The sequence below is a fragment of the Paenarthrobacter sp. NPDC092416 genome (genome assembly GCF_044755025.1).
Taxonomy (GTDB): domain Bacteria; phylum Actinomycetota; class Actinomycetes; order Actinomycetales; family Micrococcaceae; genus Arthrobacter.
Map to the genome: position 1 here is coordinate 48,362 of NZ_JBIVQG010000019.1, position 20,563 is coordinate 68,924.

Here is a 20,563-nt window from a genome sequence, read left to right on the forward strand (position 1 = left end):
GAGAACTCCTTTAGCCGGTTGTGCCGGTTGGAGCCAGGGTCCGCCGCGGGTGGGAACCCTTCAGCTGTCCCTCAATGCTACCCGTGAGTAGCTACCCGTGCTAGGGGAAGCCTGGGGCTGGAAGTCGCCCGGAAGTTCCACTTGTCCGGCGTGGTGGACCAGGCGGTCCCACGCGAAGTTGATGCCATGGACCAAGCCGCCGAGGACACCCTTGACGGTGTACCAGGCCAAACCCATGGCGCCGATAAGAACAATCGTTGCCATTGCTGCCGTTGCGACGAAGGCCACCAAAATTGCGGCGAAGACCAGCGTTCCAATGACAACGTACGTACCTGTTTCAAGCGCAGTGAAATCGAAATTCATGGTTCCCCCCGGAGCGACATTGCGTGGGTAGATGCGGCGTGGATGCGTCGATGATTTGACATTAGGGCCGAGGGTGCATTACGGCCAGCAAGGAAACGTGTCGCGACGCGGTTGATATGGATTCGAAACCATTCCGGGAGGTAGATTACGGAATGGTTGCGGCAGCCCTCTCGGTGGGGCCGCGCCACTCTGCGTTAACCTTGTACGGGGCAGTTTTCGCTGCCAGCCAGGTTTCGCAGCAGCTGAAGGAGAGTAGTTGTCCCGTTCAGCCATGTCCTCCGCAGACGCCATCAGTGCAAGGCTTCGCGACCTCGAGCAACTGACCAAAGGGCCCGCGTGGGCGTTGACGCGTTCGGCACCATGGGTGATCGCGGTGCTGCAGGCTTCCTTTACGCGCACCCGGCCGCAACTTCCGCTCGAAGAGTTCCACGCCGACGTCGACGCCTTCCTTGAGCAGCTCCGCCGCCAAGAGCCGGGCCTGGGCGGCCAGCAAAACGGCAAACTGTTCGGAGACGAATGGACCCGCAAGCAGTTCCTCACAAGACGCAATCAGTCCGGCCAGATCGTCTACGAAGTCACTGAGGCCGCAGCCCGCGTGCTCGCGTTCCTGGACAGCCTGTCCAGCGAGCGTTCCACGTTGAACGGCTCGCGGCTTGGCACGCTCCTGGGCGATGTGGAGAAGCTCGCCAACGAGACGAACCCGGACCAAAGTGCGCGCCTGGAAGCCCTCGAGGAGGAAATCCAGGAACGCCAGCAGCTGGTGGAAGACATCAGCTCCGGTGAGTTCGACGGCCTCCTGGACGACGAAGAAGCTGTTGAAGCCGCCGGCAACATCCTTGACCTCGCAGCCAGCCTTCCCGCCGACTACAAGAAAATGCGCGACCGCATCGAGGAGCTCGTGGGCGAACTCCGCAACCAGATCATCGAGGAGTCGCTCAGCAAGGGCGCCACGATGGCCCAGGTCCTGGAGGCCGACAAGCGGCTCCGCCAGAGCCCGGAGGGGCGTACGTTCCGTTCCTTCACGGCTTTCCTGGAGGACCCACAGCAGCAGCTGCGCTTCAGGTCGGCGATCGGCGAGGTCCTGAGCCGGCAGTTCGCGGACGATCTTTCGCATGAGGACCGCGAGACGCTGAAGAACCTCGTGGCCGAGTTGCGCACACAGCACAGCCAGATTCAGCGCATTTACGGCAAGCTCTCCGAGAGCCTGAACACCTACATCCAGAGCGACGACGTTCGGCAGTCGGTCAGCCTGCGCAAGGTCCTTGCCGAAGCCGAGCAGGCCATCCGCTCCATGCCTTACGAGCGCGACAGGCCCGGTCTGGTGCGCGGACCGGCCCTGTTCAACGCAGGGTTCGAGTCCCTGGCAATGGTCAAACTTTTCGACCCGGACGAGTTCGCCACGCCACCGCGCCTTGCCGATCCCATCGCGTTCAGCGATTCGGACCGCGTGCGGTCGGCCCGGACCGGAAAGGCGAGGCCCGACGTCGTCCGTGCGGCGATGGCCGGTTCCGCCACCTTGGGCGAGGCCTGGGAAAACCTGCCCGCCGAGGAGCGACACATCAACACCGTCCGCTCCCTCCTGTCCATCGCACTGCAGACCGGCGCGGCCTTTGACCGGGCGGCTTGGGAACACATCGACTTCGAACAAATCGACGGCAGCATCCGCACTGCGTACTTGCCTGTCGTCACGCTGAATGAGGATTCTGATGACTGAGGAAATCACGACGACGGACGTTACCGACGCGGACGACTTCACGGCCGAAGCCAGCGACGTCAGCCCGGAGCCGGTGTCGGTGTCGCCTGAATCGTCGGACTCGCATGCGGAGGCTCACGCTGATCACGCGGCTCATGGTGATCCGTTCCGCGTGACGCCGCGCGACACGTTCGTGGACGGCGCGGCGTTGTTCCCGGGCGACACTGGCGTGCTTCCCATGAAGGTCCGCCAGGCGCTGGTGAAACTGCTGAAGGGTCCATACATCGACGGCGGCCGCGACGAAAAACTGTGGACCACGCTTCTGGACAACCAGCTGATCCTGCGCAGCCGTCTCTCGGAGCTGTTCCTGACCTTGCAGCTGGACCACGATCGCAAGATCGCAGTACTCCGTCCTGTCGATCCGGACGCGATCGGTGGCAGCTCGCGCTCGAGCATCCTGCGCCAGCAGCGCGCACTGAGCCGTGTGGAGACCATCGTGTTGCTGCGCCTGCGCCTGCTCCTGGACCGCCACGTCACAGCACAAACGGATCCGACGATCACGCGCGAAGAGATCTCAGACCTCGTGGCCAACTACCAGCCGTCCGGACAACAGGACGCACTCCGTGACTCGGACGTGGTCACGCGCACCATCACCAAGCTCCTGGCGCGCCAACTCCTCCTGGCCACCCCGTTGGACGACACCTACACCATCAGCAACGCCCTCCCGCTGGCACTCCCGTACGAGAACATCGGCGACATCCCGGCCCAAATCGAAGCACTGATAGCTGTGGCAGCCGACGAGTCGGGCACGGAGCCGTTGATCGACCTGGATTCCGACTCAAACCCACCCGCCTCCGCAGGTGACGACCTGGACGACGATGTAGAAGGTGACGGGCCTGGGAACGGCACGAGCGGCGATCCCGGAGACATGCGGCAGCATGCGTCCAAGCGAGGGACGAGCGAGCATGCAGAGCATGTGTCCGGTACCGCCGCGGACGCAACCACGACTGACGGGACTACCAAGTGACCATCGCAAGCATGCTTCCCCTGGGCGAGCTCACGAACCCTGGCCAGATGCGTTTGGCCTTGGTGCAGGTGGTCAACTGGGGAACCTTCCACGGGGCGCACACGATCCATGTGGACCGCAAGGGTACCCTCCTGACGGGCAATTCCGGCGTCGGCAAGTCCACGTTGTTCGATGCCATGCTCCGCGTTTTTGATGCCCGCCCGCGCTCCAATGAAGCGGCTGCACAGCGTTCGGGCGGCGCTGTGGAGGACAAGAGGACCACGTTCACGTACATGCGCGGCAAGGTTGGTGATAAGGCCGTCGGTGAGGGATCCGCCAGTGCCTTCCAGCGGCCTGGTGCCACCTGGTCCGCCGTCGCACTGACGTTCGATAACGCGGCCGGCACGAAGGTGACGGTCTCCGCGCTCTTTGACCTGCCGAAGAATGGCACCGAGTCGAGTGTTGGCCGTTTTTACGTGATCGACAGCAAGCCGTTGGACCTCGACGCGATCGAAGGGATTGCCCGGAAGCGTTTTACCAAGGGCGCGTTGGAGTCGATTTTCCCGGACGGCCAGGTGTTCGATGTCCATAAGGCGTTCGCCGAGCGGTTCCGTCGTTTGCTGGGCATCAACTCGGACCAGGCTCTTCCACTGCTCCGGGTGATTCAGGCCGGAAAGGGCCTGGGTGGCAGCGTCAACACCTTCTTCCGTGACCAGGTCCTGGACGCTCCGGCCACGCTAGCCGCAGCGGATGACGTTGTGGAGGAATTCAGCAACCTCATGTCCATTCGGCAGCGATTGGAAGATGTCCGGCAGCAGCGCGACCAGTTGGCTCCGGTTCCGGGGCTGAACAAGGACTATGCGCAGGCGTTGCTTGATGCCAACAAGCTGCGGGAGCTCGCGGGCGAGGAATTTGAGGCGTACAAGCATCAGCTCGCGGTCACGGTGCACGCGAAGACGCTGACCCGGTTCAAGGAGTTGGCGCAGTCCAAGGCACAGGAACTCGCGGCCGAACGAACGGTCAGGGATGCCTTGGCCAAGGAGCTCCGCGAGCTGGAGCTGGATTACAACAACCGCGGCGGCAATGCGATTTCGGCCATTGAGCAGTCGTTGGAAAACGCCCAAGTGGGCCTCAAACTGCGTCGGCAAGTGGAGGACTCGGCCAGAAAGGCGCTGGCTGACGCGGGACTGAACCTTGAGTGGTCCGCGGAGGGCTGGGACCAAGCCCACGAACAGGCGGCTGCCCGTTCGGCGGAGTTGAAGGATGATTCGGAGGCTTTGAAGGAGCTCCGTTTCGAGGCGTTCGATGGCCATGCGACCAAGAAGCGCGAGCTTGCCGCGGCTGAGCAGGAACTCAGGTCGTTGCGGTCGCGCAAGTCCCTGTTGCCGCCGTCGAGCATTGAAAACCGGGCGGCCATCGCCGCCGCGACAGGCGTCCCTGAAGAGCGGATGCCGTTCGGCGGCGAGCTGATGGACCTCGCAGAAGGACAAGAACAGTGGCGCCCGGCGGCTGAGCGCGCCCTGCGGAACCTCGCCACTACTTTGCTTGTCCCGGGTGAACACTTCGCGGCGGTGACCCGCTATCTGAACGACAACACCGTTCGCGGCGCCCTTCGCGCCGTGGATGTATCCAAGCCTCTGCCCGGCGGCGCGCTGGCTGTGGAGGACGTGTCCGACGGCGACCTCTTGACTAAGTTGAGCATTCTCACCTCGGGCGCCAACGCCGATGCCGGGGAATGGATCCGGGAGCGGATCGCCGTGGACTTCGCTTACCCGTGCGTCGAGGATCCGGACGAGCTTTCTGCCATGGACAAGGGCCTCAGCCTGGGTGGTGTGGTCAAGCGCAACAGGCACACTGTGGAGAAGGACGACCGTTTCACGAGCCGCCAGGACTACGTTCTGGGGTTTGACAACGCTTCCAAGCTTGAATTGGTCGCTGCCCGGGTGGGCGAGCTCGAAAACGAGCTGATCAAGGCTGCTGAACTGGCCCAAAGCCGAGAAGATTCCCACCAGGGGATGGCGCGCCAGCTGGAAGCCCTGCGCCGCGTTGCAGAAGACGAGCGGTCCTGGGAACAGGTCTCGGCAGCAGTTGCTGCGGATGAACTTGCCCGCATTGAACAGCGACTCACGGATGCTTTGGCGGCCCAGGCCGATCTTGAACCGTTGCGTGCCAACATCGAAGCTGTGCGTGACAAGCACCAGTCCTCCACAGGTACGGCGGCCGTGCTGCAGAGTGAATACAAAGCGCTCGACCAAAAGATGACCACGGCTGACGGCCTGCTCGATGCTGCCAGGTTGAAACTTGAGCAAGCACCGCCGTCGAGCTCCACCGTGGCCGCGCTGGAACCGTACTTTGCCGGCGTCGGCGAGGTATCCGAACTGTACGAACTCGACAATCTGGCCAACGGGGTCCGCAACAAACTGCTCGATGAGTTGCACGCAGCGGAGTCGCGGAGCCAAGCGACCGCCGAGCGCCTCACGCGCATTTTCGAGGGGTTTGTGCGTGATTGGGGCAGCGCCATCAGTGCGGACCACGGCACATCGATCGGGGCAGCCGGGGACTTCGAATCCCGGTACCACGCGATCGTGAGCGACGGCTTGCCAGCCCAAGAGGCCGAGTTCCGGCTGTTCTTCAACCAGCGCACGCACGAATCGTTCAGCACACTGTTGCATCTCCTGGACGAGGAACGCCGCAGCATCACCAGCCGTATCCTGCCGCTCAACGGGATCCTGTCCGAGGTCAATTTCCACGAGGGCAGCTTCCTGGAACTGGACATCAAGCAGACACTTCCCGCAACGGCCAAACAGTTCAAGGATGCGATCCAGAACGCCCTGAAGGCCAAGCACACGCGGCCGTCGCGGGGCGCCGCTGCCTCCTCGGCGACGGAAACGGACGACGACGCCGAGCTCACCACCCGCTACAAGTCGTTGGAAACCCTGGTGAAGAGGCTCGGTTCCCAGACTCCGGAGGATAGGCGCTGGCGCGCCGAGGTCCTGGACGTCCGAGGGCATCTGTTCATCCAGTGCAAGGAACACCGCGAGGTGACCGGACCGGCGTCGAACAAGCCCGGCAAGTCCGGTAAAGCCAGCAACGCCGCCAAGCCGGCCAGGAAGAAGACAGAAGTCTTCATGCACGCGGATACCGGTTCCATGTCCGGTGGTGAGCGCCAGCGATTCACAGCGTTCATCATGGCTGCGGCGTTGAGCTACCAGTTGGGCATTGCAGAGCAAGGCTTCACGACGTACGGCACAGTGATGATGGACGAAGCATTCGTGCTCGCGTCCGAGGAATTCGCAGGTGCGGGCATCAAAGCGCTGCACGAGTTCGGCTTCCAGCTGCTGCTCGCTGCCCCGGAAAACGTGATCGACCTGTCGAGGCACCTCGGGTCCGTGACCGAAATCCTGCGCGACAAGCGAACCAACCGCTCTGGTGTGCTCACGGCTCCGGTCATCGCCGGACCGGGCGAGCCCGGAGCATGGCGGTCCGAGGCGAACCCCGTGGATATCGTTCTGCGGTAGGGGCACCTCCTGCTGCGCTGGCCGGGTTAGCGCTTAGACCCGTCGAGGACGCGGTCCAGGAACTGTTCGGCCCTGGACCGCAGCCCGGCGATTTGTCGAACCACGACGACGGCCGGGTCAGGGTTGATCTCGTTGACCGGCGGTTCCTTGCGCACGTTGGCGCTGCAACCGAACTCGGCGCAGATCAGCGTCCCGACTGTGTTGCCGTCCTTGCCGGATTGGCCCGCTTTCTTGGCCACCCAGAGGTAGACGTCGTCCTTGGAGAAGACGTCGCGGCACAGTTCGCAGAGAACAACGCGCTTCTTTCCAGAACCGCCTTCCGGGGCGCGCAACATGATCCCTGTCAGTTTCCCGTGGTGCTGGACCACGATGTAGCCGCGCTGCGGCATCTTTTCGTCGCGCCACCCCAGGAATTCAAGCGCGTCCCAGTCGATGGCCTCGAAGTCGCGGGGCAGGTTGAGTTTCGCGGCCTCGGAGCGGCTGGCGTTAATGAAGGAGGCCCGGATTTCTTTGGGAGTAATTTTCTGCATGGCAAAGCTTCTTTCGGAATGTTCGACGTCCGCGCGGAATTGAAGGCGCGCGGGATGGCTGGCAGTGTCGGTCATCGGTGGAAGCAAAATGAGCACAACAAGGAGACCCGCAACGGGGAGTGCTCGTGCCTAGAGAGATGCCGACGCGCGGGGGAGTGCCAAGCAGGCCACAGCGGCCACCTCGCCATCCATGGCAGCAGCAACGGAAAAAGTGCGCATGCCCATCCCTTCGTCGAATCCTTTGGAAGCGGTAGTCCGCTGCCGCTATCCTCCCAGAGCTCAGGCGGGCATGTCCAACGACGGGATATGAGAGTGCGTCGGGGGAAACGGGCCGGGATGTGAGAGTGCGTCGAGGGAAACGGGTTGGGATGTGGGAGAGGGGGCGCAATGTGGTGTGATCTGCATCGCATTGATCGCCATCCGCCCGCCATGGGGGGATTACGTGACGCAAACGTTTCGTAATTATCGAGAGGCTAGGCTAGCCTTACTTAGGTTCGCATCACTTACCTAAGGAGTCCCGTGGCTACCCTTCTCCCACGCCGCGCCCTGCTGAAGACCGCAGGAACCGCGACGGCCGCCCTGGCCGCCGTCGCCCTTTCCCTCACTGGCTGCTCCACTGGACCCGCCACCACCGCACCGGCGTCTGAGGAAGCTGCATCGTCGGCCTTCCCGGTGACCATCAAGCACGTCTTCGGTGAGACCACCATCAAGGAACAGCCCAAGCGCGTTGTGACCATCTCCTGGGTCAACGACGACGTCGCGATCGCCCTGGGCGTCGTCCCGGTGGGTGTTCCCAAGAACGAGTGGGGCAACAACGACAAGGGCTCCACCCCTTGGAAGGACGCAGCACTCGAGAAGCTCGGCGCTGGCTTCGGTACCGACAAGGCCCCGGTCCAGTTCTCCGAAGCAGACGGCATCAACTTCACCGAGATCGCCAAGCTCAGCCCGGACGTCATCATCGGCGCTTACTCCGGCTTGGAAGAGGCTGATTACAAGAAGCTTTCCGAGATCGCCCCGGTTGTGGCCTACCCGGAGCTGGCCTACGGTACGCCGTGGCAGGAAACCACCACCATCATCGGCAAGGTCCTGGGCAAGGAAGCCGAGGCCAAGAAGCTGGTTGAGGACACCGAGGCCACCATTAAGGACAAGGTCTCCAAGTACCCGCAGATCGCCGACAAGACCTTCATCTACGGCAACCTCGATCCGGCAGAACCTGCTTCCAACGGCTTCTACACCGCCAACGACAACCGCCCGCGTTTCCTGTCGGAAATCGGAATGAAGCTGGCTCCCGTCGCCGAGGCAGCCTCACATGGTTCCAAGGAATTCTTTGTCCCGTGGTCCGCTGAAAAGTCCAACGAGCTGGAATCCGACGTTTTCGTGACGTGGGTTGCCGATGCGACTGCTGCCGAAGCCATCAAGGCTGATCCCCTGCTCAGCCAGGTCCCGGCCATCAAGAATGGCTCGTTCATTGCCGATGCAGACCAGACCCTGACGCTGTCCCTCTCTGCCTCCTCGCCGATCAGCCTGCCATGGGCGCTGGACACGTTCCTGCCGCAGCTGGCCAAGGCCGCTGACGCAGCCGGCAAGTAACCGCAATGAAACTGAGTACGACGACGGCGGGTTCCGTGGGGCGGGTTGGCGGCACTTCGGTACCGGGTAGCCAGCAAGGCATCAGCCCTGGGAATGACGCAGCCGTTGGGGGAACCGGCTCGAGAACAGCAGCCAAGCGCACCGTCTGGCTGCTGGTCGCCGTCGTCGTACTTGCAGTAACCTGCGCCGCATCCTTGGCGATCGGCGCGCGCGGGCTTCCCTTGGCAACCATGTGGGAAGCCATCACGCACTTCAATCCGAACGACGGCAACCATGCTGTTGTCATCGCCCGGATTCCCCGCACTGTCCTCGGCCTGCTGGCGGGTGCCGCACTCGGTCTCGCCGGCGCAGCCATGCAGGGCGTGGCCCGCAACCCGCTGGCCGACCCCGGCATTCTCGGCCTCAACGCCGGCGCGGCCCTCGCAGTGGTTGTCGGAATCTACGTTTTCGGCATCAGCTCGCTGACTGGGTACATCTGGTTCGCTTTCATCGGGGCCGCCGCTGCCGCCGTCGTCGTCTATGCGATCGCGTCCAGGGGACGTGACGGTGCGACGCCGGTCAAACTCGCCCTTGCGGGCGCGGCCCTGAGCGCCGGCCTGTTCTCCCTGATGAACGTCATTCTTGTGTCCAGCCAGGACACGTTGGACCGTTTCCGGTTCTGGCAGGTGGGCAGCATCGGCGGACGCGACTGGTCGGTTCTCCTGCCTGCCCTGCCCTTCCTGGCGATTGGTGCACTGATTGTCCTGTTGGGCGGGCGCATTCTGAACAGCCTTGCCCTGGGTGACGATATTGCCCGTGGCCTCGGCCAGAATGTGGCCCTCTCGCGCGGCATCACGGCCCTCGGCGTCGTGTTGCTCTGCGGATCGGCAACAGCGCTGGCCGGCCCTATCGGATTTGTGGGCCTTGTCATTCCGCACGCTGTCCGCTCGCTGACGGGCCCGGATTACCGGTGGATTCTGCCGTTCTCCATGGTCACGGCACCCATCCTGCTCATCGTCGCCGACGTCATTGGCCGCGTGGTCCTGCTTCCGGGCGAAGTGCCCGCAGGGATCATGACGGCCCTTGTTGGTGCGCCGTTCTTCGTGTGGCTCATCCGCCGCGGAAAGGGGGCCGGACTGTGACCACTCTCAAATCCCCCGCCGAGTTGACACGTAACACCAATGATTCCCCCCAACAAGGGCATCAACTGTCACTTCGGGGCGTGCTGAGCCCCACCGTTTTCCTGGGGTTGGCCGTCTTTGTGATGATCGCGGTGTATGTCCTGCTGGGCAGTTACACCGTCACCATCCCGGATTTCTTCACCATCGTCATCAATCACCTGACCGGTGGTGAGAAGATCCCGGGCGCCAGCTTCATCGTGATGGAGCACAAACTGCCCCGCGCCGCTGTGGGAACACTGATCGGTGTGGCTTTCGGCCTGGCCGGCGCACTCTTCCAGACCATGCTCCGCAACCCGCTGGCCAGCCCGGACATCATCGGCATCAGCTACGGCGCCAGCGCGGCAGCCGTCACCGCAATCGTGATCTTCGGCGCGTCCGGAGCCGTGGTTTCATGGGCTGCCCTCGGTGGAGCACTCGGTGTAGCTGCCATCATTTACGCGATTTCCCGCGGCACGGGATCCGGAGCGGGAGGGGGAAGCCGGGGCAACGCCGCCGGTAACCGCCTCATCCTGGCAGGTGTGGGTATTGCCGCCGCGCTCCACGCAGTAGTCAGCTTCCTCATGACCCGCGCCGATATCCGGACGGCGGCCGAGGCCCTGATCTGGCTCAACGGCTCCCTGAACCCGGCCACCTGGGAGCGCACGGGAATCCTCGCCGCTTCCCTGCTGTTGCTGGTTCCCGCCGTCATTGCCCTCGCCAAACCACTGCGCATCCTGGAACTCGGCGATGACGCAGCTGCAGGCCTGGGCATCAAGGTCAACCCGACCCGGCTGGGACTGGTGCTCACCGCGGTGGGACTCGCCGCCGTCGCCACCGCAGCGGCCGGACCGGTTGCGTTCGTCGCGTTCCTGGCCGGACCTATATCGCGGCGCATCGTCCGCAAACCCAGCCTCCCGGCGTCGGCGTTCACTGGTGCGCTGATCGTGCTCGCCGCCGACTTCTTCGCCGCCAACATTGCCCCCGTAGTCCTTGACGGAACCGTCCTCCCGGTCGGCGTCATCACCGGCGCCCTGGGCGCCCCGTTCCTGCTGTGGCTCCTGGTCACGTCGAACCGAAAGGAAGCCTGACATGGCCGTCCTTAATGCCGAGGACCTGACGCTGCAATACGAGCAGCGCAAGGTTGTTGAAGGTCTCACTACCGAGATCCCCGAGGGCAAAGTGACCATGATCGTGGGCGCCAACGCCTGCGGCAAGTCCACGCTCCTCAGGGGACTGTCTCGATTGCTCAAGCCCGCAGGCGGCGCCGTCACGCTGGACGGCAAGGACATCCACACCCGTCCAGCCAAGGAACTCGCGCGCACGCTCGGACTCCTGCCGCAGCACCCCACCGCCCCGGACGGCATCACCGTGCGCGATCTGGTTGGCCGTGGCCGGTATCCGCACCAAGGCTTTTTCCGCAGCTGGAGCACAGCCGACGACGCCGCCGTGCAGCGCGCGCTCGAGGCCACGGCGACGCTTGAACTCGCTGAGCGGAGCGTCGACGAACTGTCCGGCGGGCAGCGCCAACGAGTCTGGATTGCGATGGCCCTCGCGCAGGAGACCGAAGTCCTGTTGCTGGACGAACCCACCACATATCTGGACTTGGCACACCAAGTTGAGGTGCTGGACCTCGTCACGGACCTCAACCGCAGCCGCGGCACCACCGTGGCGATCGTGCTGCACGACCTCAACCTGGCCGCACGCTACGCAGACCACGTCATCGCCATGAAGGGCGGCTGCATTGTGGCCGAAGGACCTGCTCCGATTGTGGTCACGGAAGAACTGGTCCACAACGTCTTCGGCCTGGAATCCCGGGTAGTGCCGGACCCCATTTCGGGCACACCCCTCATTGTCCCGATCGGACGCCACCACGCACAGCCTGCTTTAACCAACGAACTGGAGATCGCCTCATGAGTGCACAACCGACACGAGCCAAGGCCAGCGCCGCCGTGGAGCCCATGACCCTCGCCTTCGACGTCACCGTGACCGCCGTGCAGGACCTGAGCCCGAACTTCCGACGCATCACGTTCGGCGGATACTCGCTGCGCGATTTCGGAGTTGCGGGCGATACCCTGGATCTCCGCGTGAAGCTCATGATTCCGTCGTTCGATGAGGCCGGCCAAGTGATCCCGCTGCCTGAGTTCAAGATGGAAGAGGCCGGCTGGTACCAGGAATGGCTCGCTATGGACGAGTCCGTCCGCGGCGCCATGCGCACCTACACCGTACGGTCCGAGCGGCTGGATGCGGTGTACCCGGAGATCGACATCGACTTCGTCATGCACTTCGACGACGCAGGCCACGGTGGACCCGCCGCCAACTGGGCTGTTTCTGCGAAACCCGGGGACGCCATCACCATCATCGGCCCCAACAACCGCGCAGCCCAGTGCACCACGGCCGGCGCGTACGGCGGCATCGAATGGCGTCCGGGACTGGCCCAGCGCGTACTCCTGGCCGGTGACGAAACAGCTGTTCCCGCCATCAGCGCCATTCTTGAGAGCCTGCCCGCCGACATGACCGGCCACGCGTTCCTGGAAGTCCCCGAGGCAGGCGACTTCCAGGACATCTCCACCGAAGCCGATATCGAAATCACCTGGCTCGCACGTGGCGCAGCCATCGGTCGCTCACGTCCCCACGGCGAACTCCTCAAGGAAGCCGTCGCCAAGGCCGTTCCCGTGCCGGGCTGGGTAGGCATCAAGGGTGCCGGGACCGCCGCCGGACCCGAACCGGAAGATGTCAACGTGGACCAGGACATCCTCTGGGAAACCCCGCAACGCATGGACGCAGCAGCCATCGAGGCCACCAAGAACCCCACCCTGCCCGCCGGTGCGCTGCCGTTCTACGCATGGATCGCCGGTGAAGCGTTCGTCATCAAGGAAATGCGGCGTTACCTGGTGCGGGATGTCGGCATCGACCGCAAGCAAGTCGCCTTCATGGGCTACTGGCGCCGGGGCAAATCCGAAGGCTAGATCTAGTCGCAGTCACCTGCCGATCCTCTTTCAGATCCCCACGGGTTTCTTCCGACGCTCTTTCAGGTCCCTACCGGTTTTTCGGAACCCTCTGTCATCTGGTTGATAGAGGGTTCCGGTATTTGGGATGGGATGTGAGAGAGGGGTTGGCCTGCAGCGAATTCACTTTCGTTTTGCCCGTCCGTAACCGGGCGGGGATACCGTGGCCGGGTGCGGGATGTTTTCGCGGCTGACCAGAACGGACGACGGCGGTACGTCGCCATAGGGGATTCCTTCACCGAGGGTGTTGGTGACCTGAGCAAACACCTGCCAAACGGGGTGCGCGGGTGGGCGGACCGGGTGGCCGAGAAGCTGGCCAAGGCTCAGCCGGGCTGGGAGTACGCCAACCTGGCGGTCCGGAGCAAACGGCTCCGCCACATCATTGACGAACAACTTGAACCCGCCCTGGCAATGCAGCCGTCGCTCATCACGCTGTACGCCGGCGGGAACGACATCCTCGACTTCGGCACCGACATGGACGCCCTCCTGGATGATTACGAACTCCTGGTGGCCCGGCTCGCGGGAACTGGTGCCACCTTGGTGCTGTTCACCGGGTTCGACGTGAAGGTGTCGGCCGTCCTGGAACCGTTCAAGAAACGAAACACCCTCTACAACCAGCGGGTCCGCGAGATCGCCGCCAAGTATGGCGCGGTCCTGGTGGATTACTGGTGCTTCGACGCCTACCACGACCCCCGGATGTGGGCTTCGGACAGGCTCCACATGTCCAAGGCCGGCCACAAGTATTTGGCAGCCCAGGTCCTCGACCACCTCGGAGTTCCCCACAAGATTCCCCACAAGGAATGGGAGCCGCCAACTCGAGTGAGCCTGCGCGAGTGGGAGCGACGGCAGCGCCGCTGGGTCAATGATTGGGTGCTGCCGCTGTTTGGACGCAAGCTTCGCGGAGTTACCTTGGGCGACTCGTTCAGTGCCCGCTGGCCACAACCGGTGAAGGTCCCGCGCAAGGGTGGCTTGAAGAAATTGATGGAGGCAGCAGAGTGAATCTCAACGAACACGTCCGCTTCGTCGCCCTGGGTGATTCCTTCACCGAGCATGCCGTGCAGCGCCTCGCCAAGAGCGGTGCCACGGTCCTGCTGTTCACCGGGTACAACGTTCCCTTGTCGCCCGTCCTTGAACCGCTCAAACTGCGCACGGCCATCTACAACCGCCACATCAGGCGCATCGCCGCGAAGTACCAAACGCTGCTGGTGGACTATTGGTGCTTCGAAAAGTTCCAGGATCCGCGAATGTGGTCACCGGACCGCCTGCACATGTCCACCCCGGGCCACAGATATATGGCGAAGAAGGTGCTCGAGGTGCTCGGCGCGCCGCATTCCCTGACGGCACCGGTGTTGGCGCAGCCCCGTCCGCGGACTGCGGCCGAAAGCATCGCCGACGACGTCGCCTGGCTGAGGCGCGACGTCGGACCTTGGCTTGCGCGCCGGGTCCGCGGCGTTTCGAGCGGCGACCGACTCGGGGCCAGATGGCCCGGACTCATGCCGGTGGTGCTGCCCGAACGGCTCGGCACTGCCTACGCGAGACCTCAGTTGTCGAGCAGGATTTCGTAGCCCTCGGCCACGCTGGTAGCGGTAAATTCGATGATCTCGAACTCGGCCACTCCGTTGCTGTAGAACGGGTCTTCTGCCAACGACGCATCCAGTGTTGCCTTGTCCGCTTTGGACAACAACACGCCTCCCGTGGCTGGGACCCGACGTCCGGACGCAAGGAAGACACCGGCGTCGAACGCGTCCTTAAGCCAGGCCATATGGCCGGGGCGGTGGAAGTCGACGATTTCGTCCGGAACTTTGTAGGTCAGTGAGACTACGAACATGTCGCCAGCCTACCGTCCGGGGCCCGGTGCCTGAACGGCGACTGACCGAATTCTCCTAAGATGGATCCATGACTGAACCGCGCTGGCTGAACGCCGACGAACGCCGTGCCTGGCTGGCCCTCTTGAGCATCAACACCCTGCTGCCGTCGGCGTTGGATACCCAGCTTCAGTCGGCCGGGAAATTGTCGCTTTTTGACTACAACGTCCTCGCTATGCTCTCGGAAACCGAGGGACGCTACCTCCCGATGAGCGAGCTCGCTGCCCGCACCAGTGCATCGTTGTCCAGGCTTTCCCACGTGGTCACCAAGTTGCAGAAGCGCGGCTGGGTTGAACGCCAGGCCCACCCTGGCGACGCCCGCGTCACGGTAGCCCACCTCACTGAAACCGGCATGTCCACCATCGTGTCGCTGGCGCCCGCGCACGTGGAGTCCGTGCGCTCGCTGATGCTGGATTCCCTGACTCCGGACGACGTCGCTGACCTCGCACGCATCGGCGAGAAGATCGTGTCCAGGCTGGACAGCAATCACTGGATCCTGCGCGACTCTTAACCGTTGCCAAGGCCCGCCGGCCTTTGTTCGTCGCGGCCGGGAAGTGGCAGACTGACGGCATGGATTTTTCTGCCCGGTATGTGGCCCTGGGGGACTCGTTCACTGAAGGTGTTGGCGATGACGACCCCACCCGCCCCAACGGCGTCCGTGGCTGGGCCGACGTCGTTGCCGCGCAACTGGCCCGCACCAACGATGACTTCGGTTACGCCAACCTCGCCATCCGCGGCAGGAAGCTGCGCCAGATCATGGCCGAACAGGTGGATGCCGCCGTCGCGTTGAAACCCACGTTGGTGACGCTGTACGCGGGGGCGAACGACATCCTGCGGCCGAAGGTCGACATCGACTCGCTTTTGGAGGATTACGACGCCGGGATCGCCAAGTTGAGCGCGACCGGCGCCACCGTGGTCCTCTTCACGGGGTTCGATGCCCGCGGTTCGAAGGTCTTCAGCACCATGCGCGGGAGGACGGCGATCTATAACGAGCTGTTGCGCGAAATCGCCGAGAACAACGGCGCCCTGCTGGTGGATTACTGGCGCTTCGACGAGTACTACGACCTGCGCATGTGGGCTCAGGACCGGATGCATATGTCCACGGCCGGGCACGTCAACATGGCCAAACGCGTGCTGGACGTTCTGGAGCACGAGCATGTGATCGAGGTTCCTGAACTCGCTCCGCTGCGCACACTGACTCGCGCTGAAGCGGTCCGCGCAAACGCTCGCTGGGTGCGGGAATTCGCGGGTCCGTGGGTGCTCCGCCGCGTGCGGGGAACGTCCTCGGGTGATGGGTTGAGCCCGAAGTACCCGCAACTCACCAGTCCCATCTAAGCCGCGGTTCTGAATCCCGGGGTCGCGAGCAACGTGCCGTCCCTGCCAACGGCGAGCACGTCGACGCCCCAACGGTCCACGGCCAGATCCAAGGTGCGTGTCCCTCCGGCAACGATCGCTGTCGCCAGAACATCCGCTGTGACAATGTCTTGCGCCGCAACGGAGACCTGGACGAATTCCGGTCGCGCTGTGCCGACGCCCCAAATGTGCTCACCCCGTTCCGCTGAGCCGGACGTCGCAAGGGCTTTGAGTTTTCCGAGAGGGTAGGCACTCAGTAACGCCTGCCGATCGGCCGGGTCGACGATGCCGGCAATCCACGGTTCCCTGGTCTCCGGTGCGGACGCCGGTGCCGGTTCGGGCGTTCCGCTGACCAACACATCACCGCCCGCGTTCAGGCACCAATCCTGCAGTCCGAGGGCGCTGAGGGACAGTGCAGCTTCACGCACAGCATGGGCTTTGATGATGCCGGAGAGATCCAGGATGCCGTCAGGACGTTCGGCGGTGAACGCCCCGTCCGTTGCCAGCCGCCAGTGAGCCGCCTCGGCATACCGCTCCTGCATCGCCTCCGAAGCGTACGCCAACGTCAGTTCGCCGCGCCCCAACCGGCTCGCCTCGGACCCCTCACGGTACAGGCTGAACGTCACGTCCAGCTCGGCAAAGATTTGCTCGACGACGGCGACGGCGGACTCAAGTTCGTCGACCGCGGTGGGGGCGTAGGTACTGCTCGCCACGGTCAGGCTCACCACGGTGCCCATGCTGCGGAACGTCCGGGCACGGAGCTGCGGTGCGCCGGCCGACGATGCGGACGTGGGCTGGGGCAGGGCGGGCCGGTTCCTAGAAGTGGGCTGCATCGAGGGCTGCTTGGAGTGAAGTGAGGTAGGCGTCGCTGGTGATGGTCGCGCCGCCTACGGTTTGGACGTTGGCTGATTGGGCCTGGAGGACTTCGGATCGCAATACCGGGGCTGCGCGGCTGCTGATCTGCGCCGATTTTCGTTCAGCGTCGGTGAGCTGCAAGGCCGTGACCTCGGTGATCTTCCCGTTCTGGATGGTCACCTGGACTTGGACTGTACCGAAGCGTGTCTGGACCGCCGCGCCGTCGTACGTTGCCGCCGTCGTGGTCCCTGTGCCGCCGCCGCTGGTACCTGTGCCGCCTGCAGTAGCGCTGCTGCTCAGGCTGGTAGTAGTGGCGGTGCTGGTTTCGGCGATGTGTGCGCCCGACTGCCAACCGGCAAGCAGGATGCCCGCGGATGCCAGGGCTGTTGCCATTGCTGCCCGTATTCTCACCAGTCGAACCTTTCGTAGTGGAGTTGTTCCGCCGGAACTCCGGCGTCGCGGACATCCCGGATCACGGCGGCGGCCCATGACGCGGGTCCGCACACGTAGACGTCAGCATCAGCGATGCCGGGGACGTAGGAGTGCAGTGTGTGTCCTGCCCGCACCGCTGATTGCGGCAGCCACTGATGGCGTCCGCTGGAGCGCGGCCCGGTCAGGTGGAACAGCGTGACGCCCCTTGCTTGGCAAAGCGCCATGATTTCGTCTCCGAGGAACAGCTCGGATGTGTCGTGACCGCGCAGCAGTACCGTGGCGTGGCCGGGTTCGAACGGGGTGGATTCAAGGAGTGACCGCAGCGGCGTGATGCCAATGCCTGCGCCGATCATCACCACGCGGTTGCGGGATCTTGCCGCCGTGCTGAACATTCCGTAAGGGCCTTCGATTGCAACCTTGGTGCCGGGCTTGAGCCGGGCCAGCCGGGCAGAACCATCGCCGAGGTTGCGGACAGTGATGCGAAGTTTCCCGGGACTTGTTGGCGTGGCCGGAATCGGTTCGGCGGAGAGACTGAACGGGTGCGACTGCCACCGCAAGCCTGGCGCCAGGAACCTCCAGAAGAAGAATCGGCCGCCGGTCCCGGCCAACCTGTGGAGGTGCAGTCCGGTCATTTCGATGCTGAAGACGTCCGGCGCCACGCGGACCACGCGGCTGACAGTGATCTGGTGCAGGAGCGTCGCCTTGAGCGGCAACCATAGGCGGAAGAACAGGAGTGCCGCCCCAGTACCGATGCAGAGCGCAAGCCAATACCAGCGCTGCCAGGTGCCTTCGGCGAACAATCCGCCCACGCTGAATTGGTGCGGGATGGCCGTAGCCACGGCAGCGTAGGTCAGCAGATGGATCGCGTACCAGAATTCGTAAGGGAATCGGCGGCGAACGGCCACCAATGAGGTGACCACAACGGCTATGAACAGCGCCATGGAAACGAACGCCAGCCACATGTCCGGCACGTTGACCCAGAGCGACACAGATTCGCTGACGGGGTCCAGGCCTTCAGCAGCGCCGTACCCGATCGCGATGAAGAGCCCATGCGCCAGCAGCAAATACAGTGCCGGCTTGCCCAGGGATTTGTGGATCTCCACAGCGCGGTCATGCCCGATCGTCTGGTCGATGAAGGGAATCCGGGCCGTGAGCAACAGCATGAGGAGCACCAAATCCATGCCCACCAGGCCGGTCACGATTCCCAAGGACGTGGCCGCTCCAGCGAACGACGAGAACCCGCTCGCCCCGCCATCCGCCAACCACAACGCAACCGCGGCCACTGGCGACAACCACGCAAGGAAACCCAGGATGTCAGCCCGCAGCAGCCGCCGTCGGGCTTGCGGTCGAAAGCGTTCGACGGCGGCCGGCGCCGTCCATGGGCCCGGCGCCGAGGACTGTCCGGCAGGCGAAACACGTGAGAGAAGCGATGTCATGATCCAAGACTCGCCACGTATCCTTTCGTTCTGCTGTGAAAGGGCTTGCGAGGGCTTATGATTCCTGATTGGTCTTAATTTGCTCTGGCTCGTAGAATAGTTAGGCGCTAGGTAGTGCGGAGCGTGTGCAATTGCTCCGGTTGGCGGTGACTGTCAGTCTGACTGACATCCCGATGGCCGGTAGTTAGGGGCTCAAGTTGCGTGCATTCCTGTATTCGCCCGGTATCCCAGGACCTGTTTCAGTGGTATTCACTGCCCGGTTCTGAGGCCAACCTTCTTCGCCGCACTCGCTGCGGAAACTACCGAAATGGTTTGGACCGGATGCGAACGCTGCCTGTCGCACGGTAACGCAGGAACATCTGCACGCCGTTACATTCAATCTTTGGAGGAGAGTCATGGCAGCACACTGCCAAGTGACCGGAGCCGAGCCGGGCTTTGGACACAGCATTTCGCACTCGCACCGTCGCAACAAGCGCCGGTTCGATCCGAACATTCAGAAGAAGCGCTACTGGGTTCCGTCCCTGCGCCGTAATGTCACGCTGACCCTGTCAGCCCGTGGCATCAAGACCATCGACGTACGCGGCATCGACTCTGTCGTCGCCGACATCCTGGCACGAGGAGTAAAGCTCTAATGGCAAAGGACAAGGACGTACGTCCGATCATCAAGCTGAAGTCCACCGCGGGCACGGGTTACACCTACGTAACCCGCAAGAACCGTCGTAACGACCCGGACCGTCTGGTCCTGAAGAAGTACGACCCCAAGATCCGCCAGCACGTCGAATTCCGAGAGGAGCGCTAAACACATGGCTAAGAAGTCCAAGATTGCTCGTAACGAGCAGCGCAAGGTCATTGTTGAGCGTTACGCTGCCAAGCGTCTCGAACTGAAGAAGACCCTGGTTGACCCCAACGCGACTGACGAAGCACGCGAAGCTGCACGCCTCGGCCTGCAGAAGCTGCCCCGCAACGCCTCCCCGATCCGTCTGCGTAACCGCGACCAGATCGACGGCCGTCCCCGCGGCACCTTCCAGAAGTTCGGTATCTCCCGTGTTCGCTTCCGCGACATGGCTCACCGCGGTGAGCTCCCGGGCATCACCAAGTCTTCCTGGTAATCACGAAGCTCTGAAAGGGCCGGTAACCGTTATGGTTGCCGGCCTTTTCTGGGTTTAAGCACTCTTTCGTCGCTCTTTCATGTCCCGTGGGGTTTAGGTGGGATGCTCTCTCATTTCCTGTCGGGTTTGGGTGCGGGGTTGGGAACGTTCGACGGCGGTAGGTGGCTTTGGTGCCTGGCGGCCGCGTCGCGGGCCAGATCTGTGTGATGGGCTTCACGGAAGCAGTATTGGCGGTTCCGGGCTGGTCCCAGGCCCTGAACGGGGCTGTTTGGCCCGAGTTTGCGGGGATTTGGGGTGGCGTTCGGGTCGATTTGTCCCCGGGCTTGCTGACGTGTAATGTCTTCTGAGTCGCCGCGAGTGAGACAGCCTGGAGCTGAGAGCCGCGGAGACCGCCCCCTAGATAACAGCCTGGAAAATGGCACGCTTTCGAGCGTGCAGGTAACAGGTGGGGCCGAGAATCGGATCGAAAATCGCGGAAACGCTGATTTGCCAAGATGCGGTTGATCGGGTAAGTTTGAAAAGTTGCTCCGGAGCGATCCAGCGAAGGCTGGTGGTACTGCTTTGGAATAGTGACCTGTTGTTTGAGAACTCAATAGTGTGCCAAGTTTGTTGATACCGATTGTTTTTTGATTGGTTGAATTTATGCCAGGTTGCTGCGCACCCCCGTGT

The 20,563-nt window shown here is 63.3% G+C and carries 22 protein-coding genes; 15 read left to right on the forward strand and 7 right to left on the reverse strand.

The features are described from left to right. Positions 1-60: 60 nt before the first annotated feature. Complete coding sequence (locus tag ACIQC5_RS22495) at positions 61-363, reverse strand: hypothetical protein (RefSeq protein WP_400287318.1); 303 nt, start codon at positions 361-363, stop codon at positions 61-63. Positions 364-619: 256 nt separating this feature from the next. On the opposite strand from ACIQC5_RS22495, the gene ACIQC5_RS22500 reads away from it, so the two are divergent. The 3 genes from ACIQC5_RS22500 to ACIQC5_RS22510 are packed head-to-tail and all read left to right on the forward strand — an operon-like array spanning position 620 to position 6,580. Beyond that, positions 620-2,077 carry a DUF3375 family protein gene (locus ACIQC5_RS22500; protein ID WP_400287319.1) on the forward strand — a complete coding sequence of 486 codons (1,458 nt, stop codon included), beginning with the start codon at positions 620-622 and terminating at the stop codon, positions 2,075-2,077. After that, entirely contained in the window at positions 2,070-3,083 is a 1,014-nt protein-coding gene (locus ACIQC5_RS22505) for a DUF4194 domain-containing protein (protein WP_400287320.1), read from the forward strand. Before ACIQC5_RS22500 ends, ACIQC5_RS22505 begins: the two co-directional genes overlap by 8 nt. Continuing rightward, on the forward strand, positions 3,080-6,580 hold the full coding sequence (locus ACIQC5_RS22510) for an ATP-binding protein (protein WP_400287321.1): 3,501 nt from the start codon (positions 3,080-3,082) through the stop codon (positions 6,578-6,580). The genes ACIQC5_RS22505 and ACIQC5_RS22510 overlap by 4 nt, the downstream gene beginning before the upstream one ends. Positions 6,581-6,606: 26 nt before the next feature. On the opposite strand, the gene ACIQC5_RS22515 is transcribed toward ACIQC5_RS22510, so the two are convergent. Further along, positions 6,607-7,110 carry an FBP domain-containing protein gene (locus ACIQC5_RS22515; RefSeq protein WP_400287322.1) on the reverse strand — a complete coding sequence of 168 codons (504 nt, stop codon included), beginning with the start codon at positions 7,108-7,110 and terminating at the stop codon, positions 6,607-6,609. A 519-nt stretch (positions 7,111-7,629) separates the two neighbouring features. Between ACIQC5_RS22515 and ACIQC5_RS22520 the strand changes: the two genes are divergently transcribed. The 7 genes from ACIQC5_RS22520 to ACIQC5_RS22550 all read left to right on the forward strand — a co-directional run bounded on the left by ACIQC5_RS22520 (position 7,630) and on the right by ACIQC5_RS22550 (position 14,409). Further along, on the forward strand, positions 7,630-8,700 hold the full coding sequence (locus tag ACIQC5_RS22520; protein WP_400287323.1) for an iron-siderophore ABC transporter substrate-binding protein: 1,071 nt from the start codon (positions 7,630-7,632) through the stop codon (positions 8,698-8,700). A 5-nt stretch (positions 8,701-8,705) separates the two neighbouring features. Continuing rightward, a complete protein-coding gene (locus ACIQC5_RS22525) occupies positions 8,706-9,821 on the forward strand; it encodes a FecCD family ABC transporter permease (RefSeq protein WP_400287324.1) in 1,116 nt (371 codons plus the stop codon). A gap of 122 nt (positions 9,822-9,943) precedes the next feature. Further along, the gene (locus tag ACIQC5_RS22530; RefSeq protein ID WP_400287335.1) at positions 9,944-10,927 is read left to right on the forward strand and encodes a FecCD family ABC transporter permease; all 984 of its coding nucleotides are present in this window, start codon (positions 9,944-9,946) and stop codon (positions 10,925-10,927) included. Position 10,928: 1 nt separating this feature from the next. Then, positions 10,929-11,753, forward strand: coding sequence for an ABC transporter ATP-binding protein (locus tag ACIQC5_RS22535; RefSeq protein ID WP_400287325.1), 825 nt, complete (start codon positions 10,929-10,931; stop codon positions 11,751-11,753). Then, on the forward strand, positions 11,750-12,805 hold the full coding sequence (locus ACIQC5_RS22540) for a siderophore-interacting protein (RefSeq protein WP_400287326.1): 1,056 nt from the start codon (positions 11,750-11,752) through the stop codon (positions 12,803-12,805). The genes ACIQC5_RS22535 and ACIQC5_RS22540 overlap by 4 nt, the downstream gene beginning before the upstream one ends. A gap of 210 nt (positions 12,806-13,015) precedes the next feature. Continuing rightward, positions 13,016-13,843 (forward strand): SGNH/GDSL hydrolase family protein, encoded by an 828-nt coding sequence (locus ACIQC5_RS22545; protein WP_400287327.1) that lies wholly within the window; start codon positions 13,016-13,018, stop codon positions 13,841-13,843. Beyond that, the gene (locus ACIQC5_RS22550; protein ID WP_400287328.1) at positions 13,840-14,409 is read left to right on the forward strand and encodes a hypothetical protein; all 570 of its coding nucleotides are present in this window, start codon (positions 13,840-13,842) and stop codon (positions 14,407-14,409) included. The genes ACIQC5_RS22545 and ACIQC5_RS22550 overlap by 4 nt, the downstream gene beginning before the upstream one ends. Here ACIQC5_RS22550 and ACIQC5_RS22555 read toward each other — a convergent pair. After that, the gene (locus tag ACIQC5_RS22555) at positions 14,385-14,672 is read right to left on the reverse strand and encodes a YciI family protein (RefSeq protein ID WP_400287329.1); all 288 of its coding nucleotides are present in this window, start codon (positions 14,670-14,672) and stop codon (positions 14,385-14,387) included. The genes ACIQC5_RS22550 and ACIQC5_RS22555 overlap by 25 nt on opposite strands. Before the next feature lie 68 nt (positions 14,673-14,740). On the opposite strand from ACIQC5_RS22555, the gene ACIQC5_RS22560 reads away from it, so the two are divergent. Beyond that, positions 14,741-15,220 carry a MarR family winged helix-turn-helix transcriptional regulator gene (locus ACIQC5_RS22560; protein ID WP_400287330.1) on the forward strand — a complete coding sequence of 160 codons (480 nt, stop codon included), beginning with the start codon at positions 14,741-14,743 and terminating at the stop codon, positions 15,218-15,220. Positions 15,221-15,279: 59 nt separating this feature from the next. After that, positions 15,280-16,044: an SGNH/GDSL hydrolase family protein gene (locus ACIQC5_RS22565; protein WP_400287331.1), complete on the forward strand. Its 765-nt coding sequence runs from the start codon at positions 15,280-15,282 to the stop codon at positions 16,042-16,044. Here the strand turns inward: ACIQC5_RS22565 and ACIQC5_RS22570 are convergent. From ACIQC5_RS22570 to ACIQC5_RS22580, 3 genes are all read right to left on the reverse strand, one after another. Next, the gene (locus ACIQC5_RS22570; protein WP_400287336.1) at positions 16,041-16,799 is read right to left on the reverse strand and encodes an FAD:protein FMN transferase; all 759 of its coding nucleotides are present in this window, start codon (positions 16,797-16,799) and stop codon (positions 16,041-16,043) included. The two genes, ACIQC5_RS22565 and ACIQC5_RS22570, sit on opposite strands and share 4 nt — an antisense overlap. A gap of 79 nt (positions 16,800-16,878) precedes the next feature. Then, a complete protein-coding gene (locus ACIQC5_RS22575) occupies positions 16,879-17,310 on the reverse strand; it encodes an FMN-binding protein (RefSeq protein WP_400287332.1) in 432 nt (143 codons plus the stop codon). Between the two features lie 14 nt (positions 17,311-17,324). Then, positions 17,325-18,785 carry a ferric reductase-like transmembrane domain-containing protein gene (locus ACIQC5_RS22580; RefSeq protein WP_400287333.1) on the reverse strand — a complete coding sequence of 487 codons (1,461 nt, stop codon included), beginning with the start codon at positions 18,783-18,785 and terminating at the stop codon, positions 17,325-17,327. A gap of 395 nt (positions 18,786-19,180) precedes the next feature. On the opposite strand from ACIQC5_RS22580, the gene rpmB reads away from it, so the two are divergent. From rpmB to rpsN, 3 genes are read left to right on the forward strand one after another with little or no spacing between them, the layout of a single operon-like run. After that, entirely contained in the window at positions 19,181-19,417 is a 237-nt protein-coding gene (gene rpmB / locus ACIQC5_RS22585; protein ID WP_011776361.1) for a 50S ribosomal protein L28, read from the forward strand. After that, positions 19,417-19,584, forward strand: coding sequence for a 50S ribosomal protein L33 (gene rpmG / locus ACIQC5_RS22590; protein ID WP_003798558.1), 168 nt, complete (start codon positions 19,417-19,419; stop codon positions 19,582-19,584). Before rpmB ends, rpmG begins: the two co-directional genes overlap by 1 nt. Positions 19,585-19,588: 4 nt before the next feature. Next, positions 19,589-19,894, forward strand: coding sequence for a 30S ribosomal protein S14 (rpsN, locus tag ACIQC5_RS22595; protein WP_216927432.1), 306 nt, complete (start codon positions 19,589-19,591; stop codon positions 19,892-19,894). Between the two features lie 396 nt (positions 19,895-20,290). Here the strand turns inward: rpsN and ACIQC5_RS22600 are convergent. After that, positions 20,291-20,563 (reverse strand): hypothetical protein (locus tag ACIQC5_RS22600; RefSeq protein ID WP_400287334.1); only part of this gene is annotated, 273 nt, incomplete at its 5' end.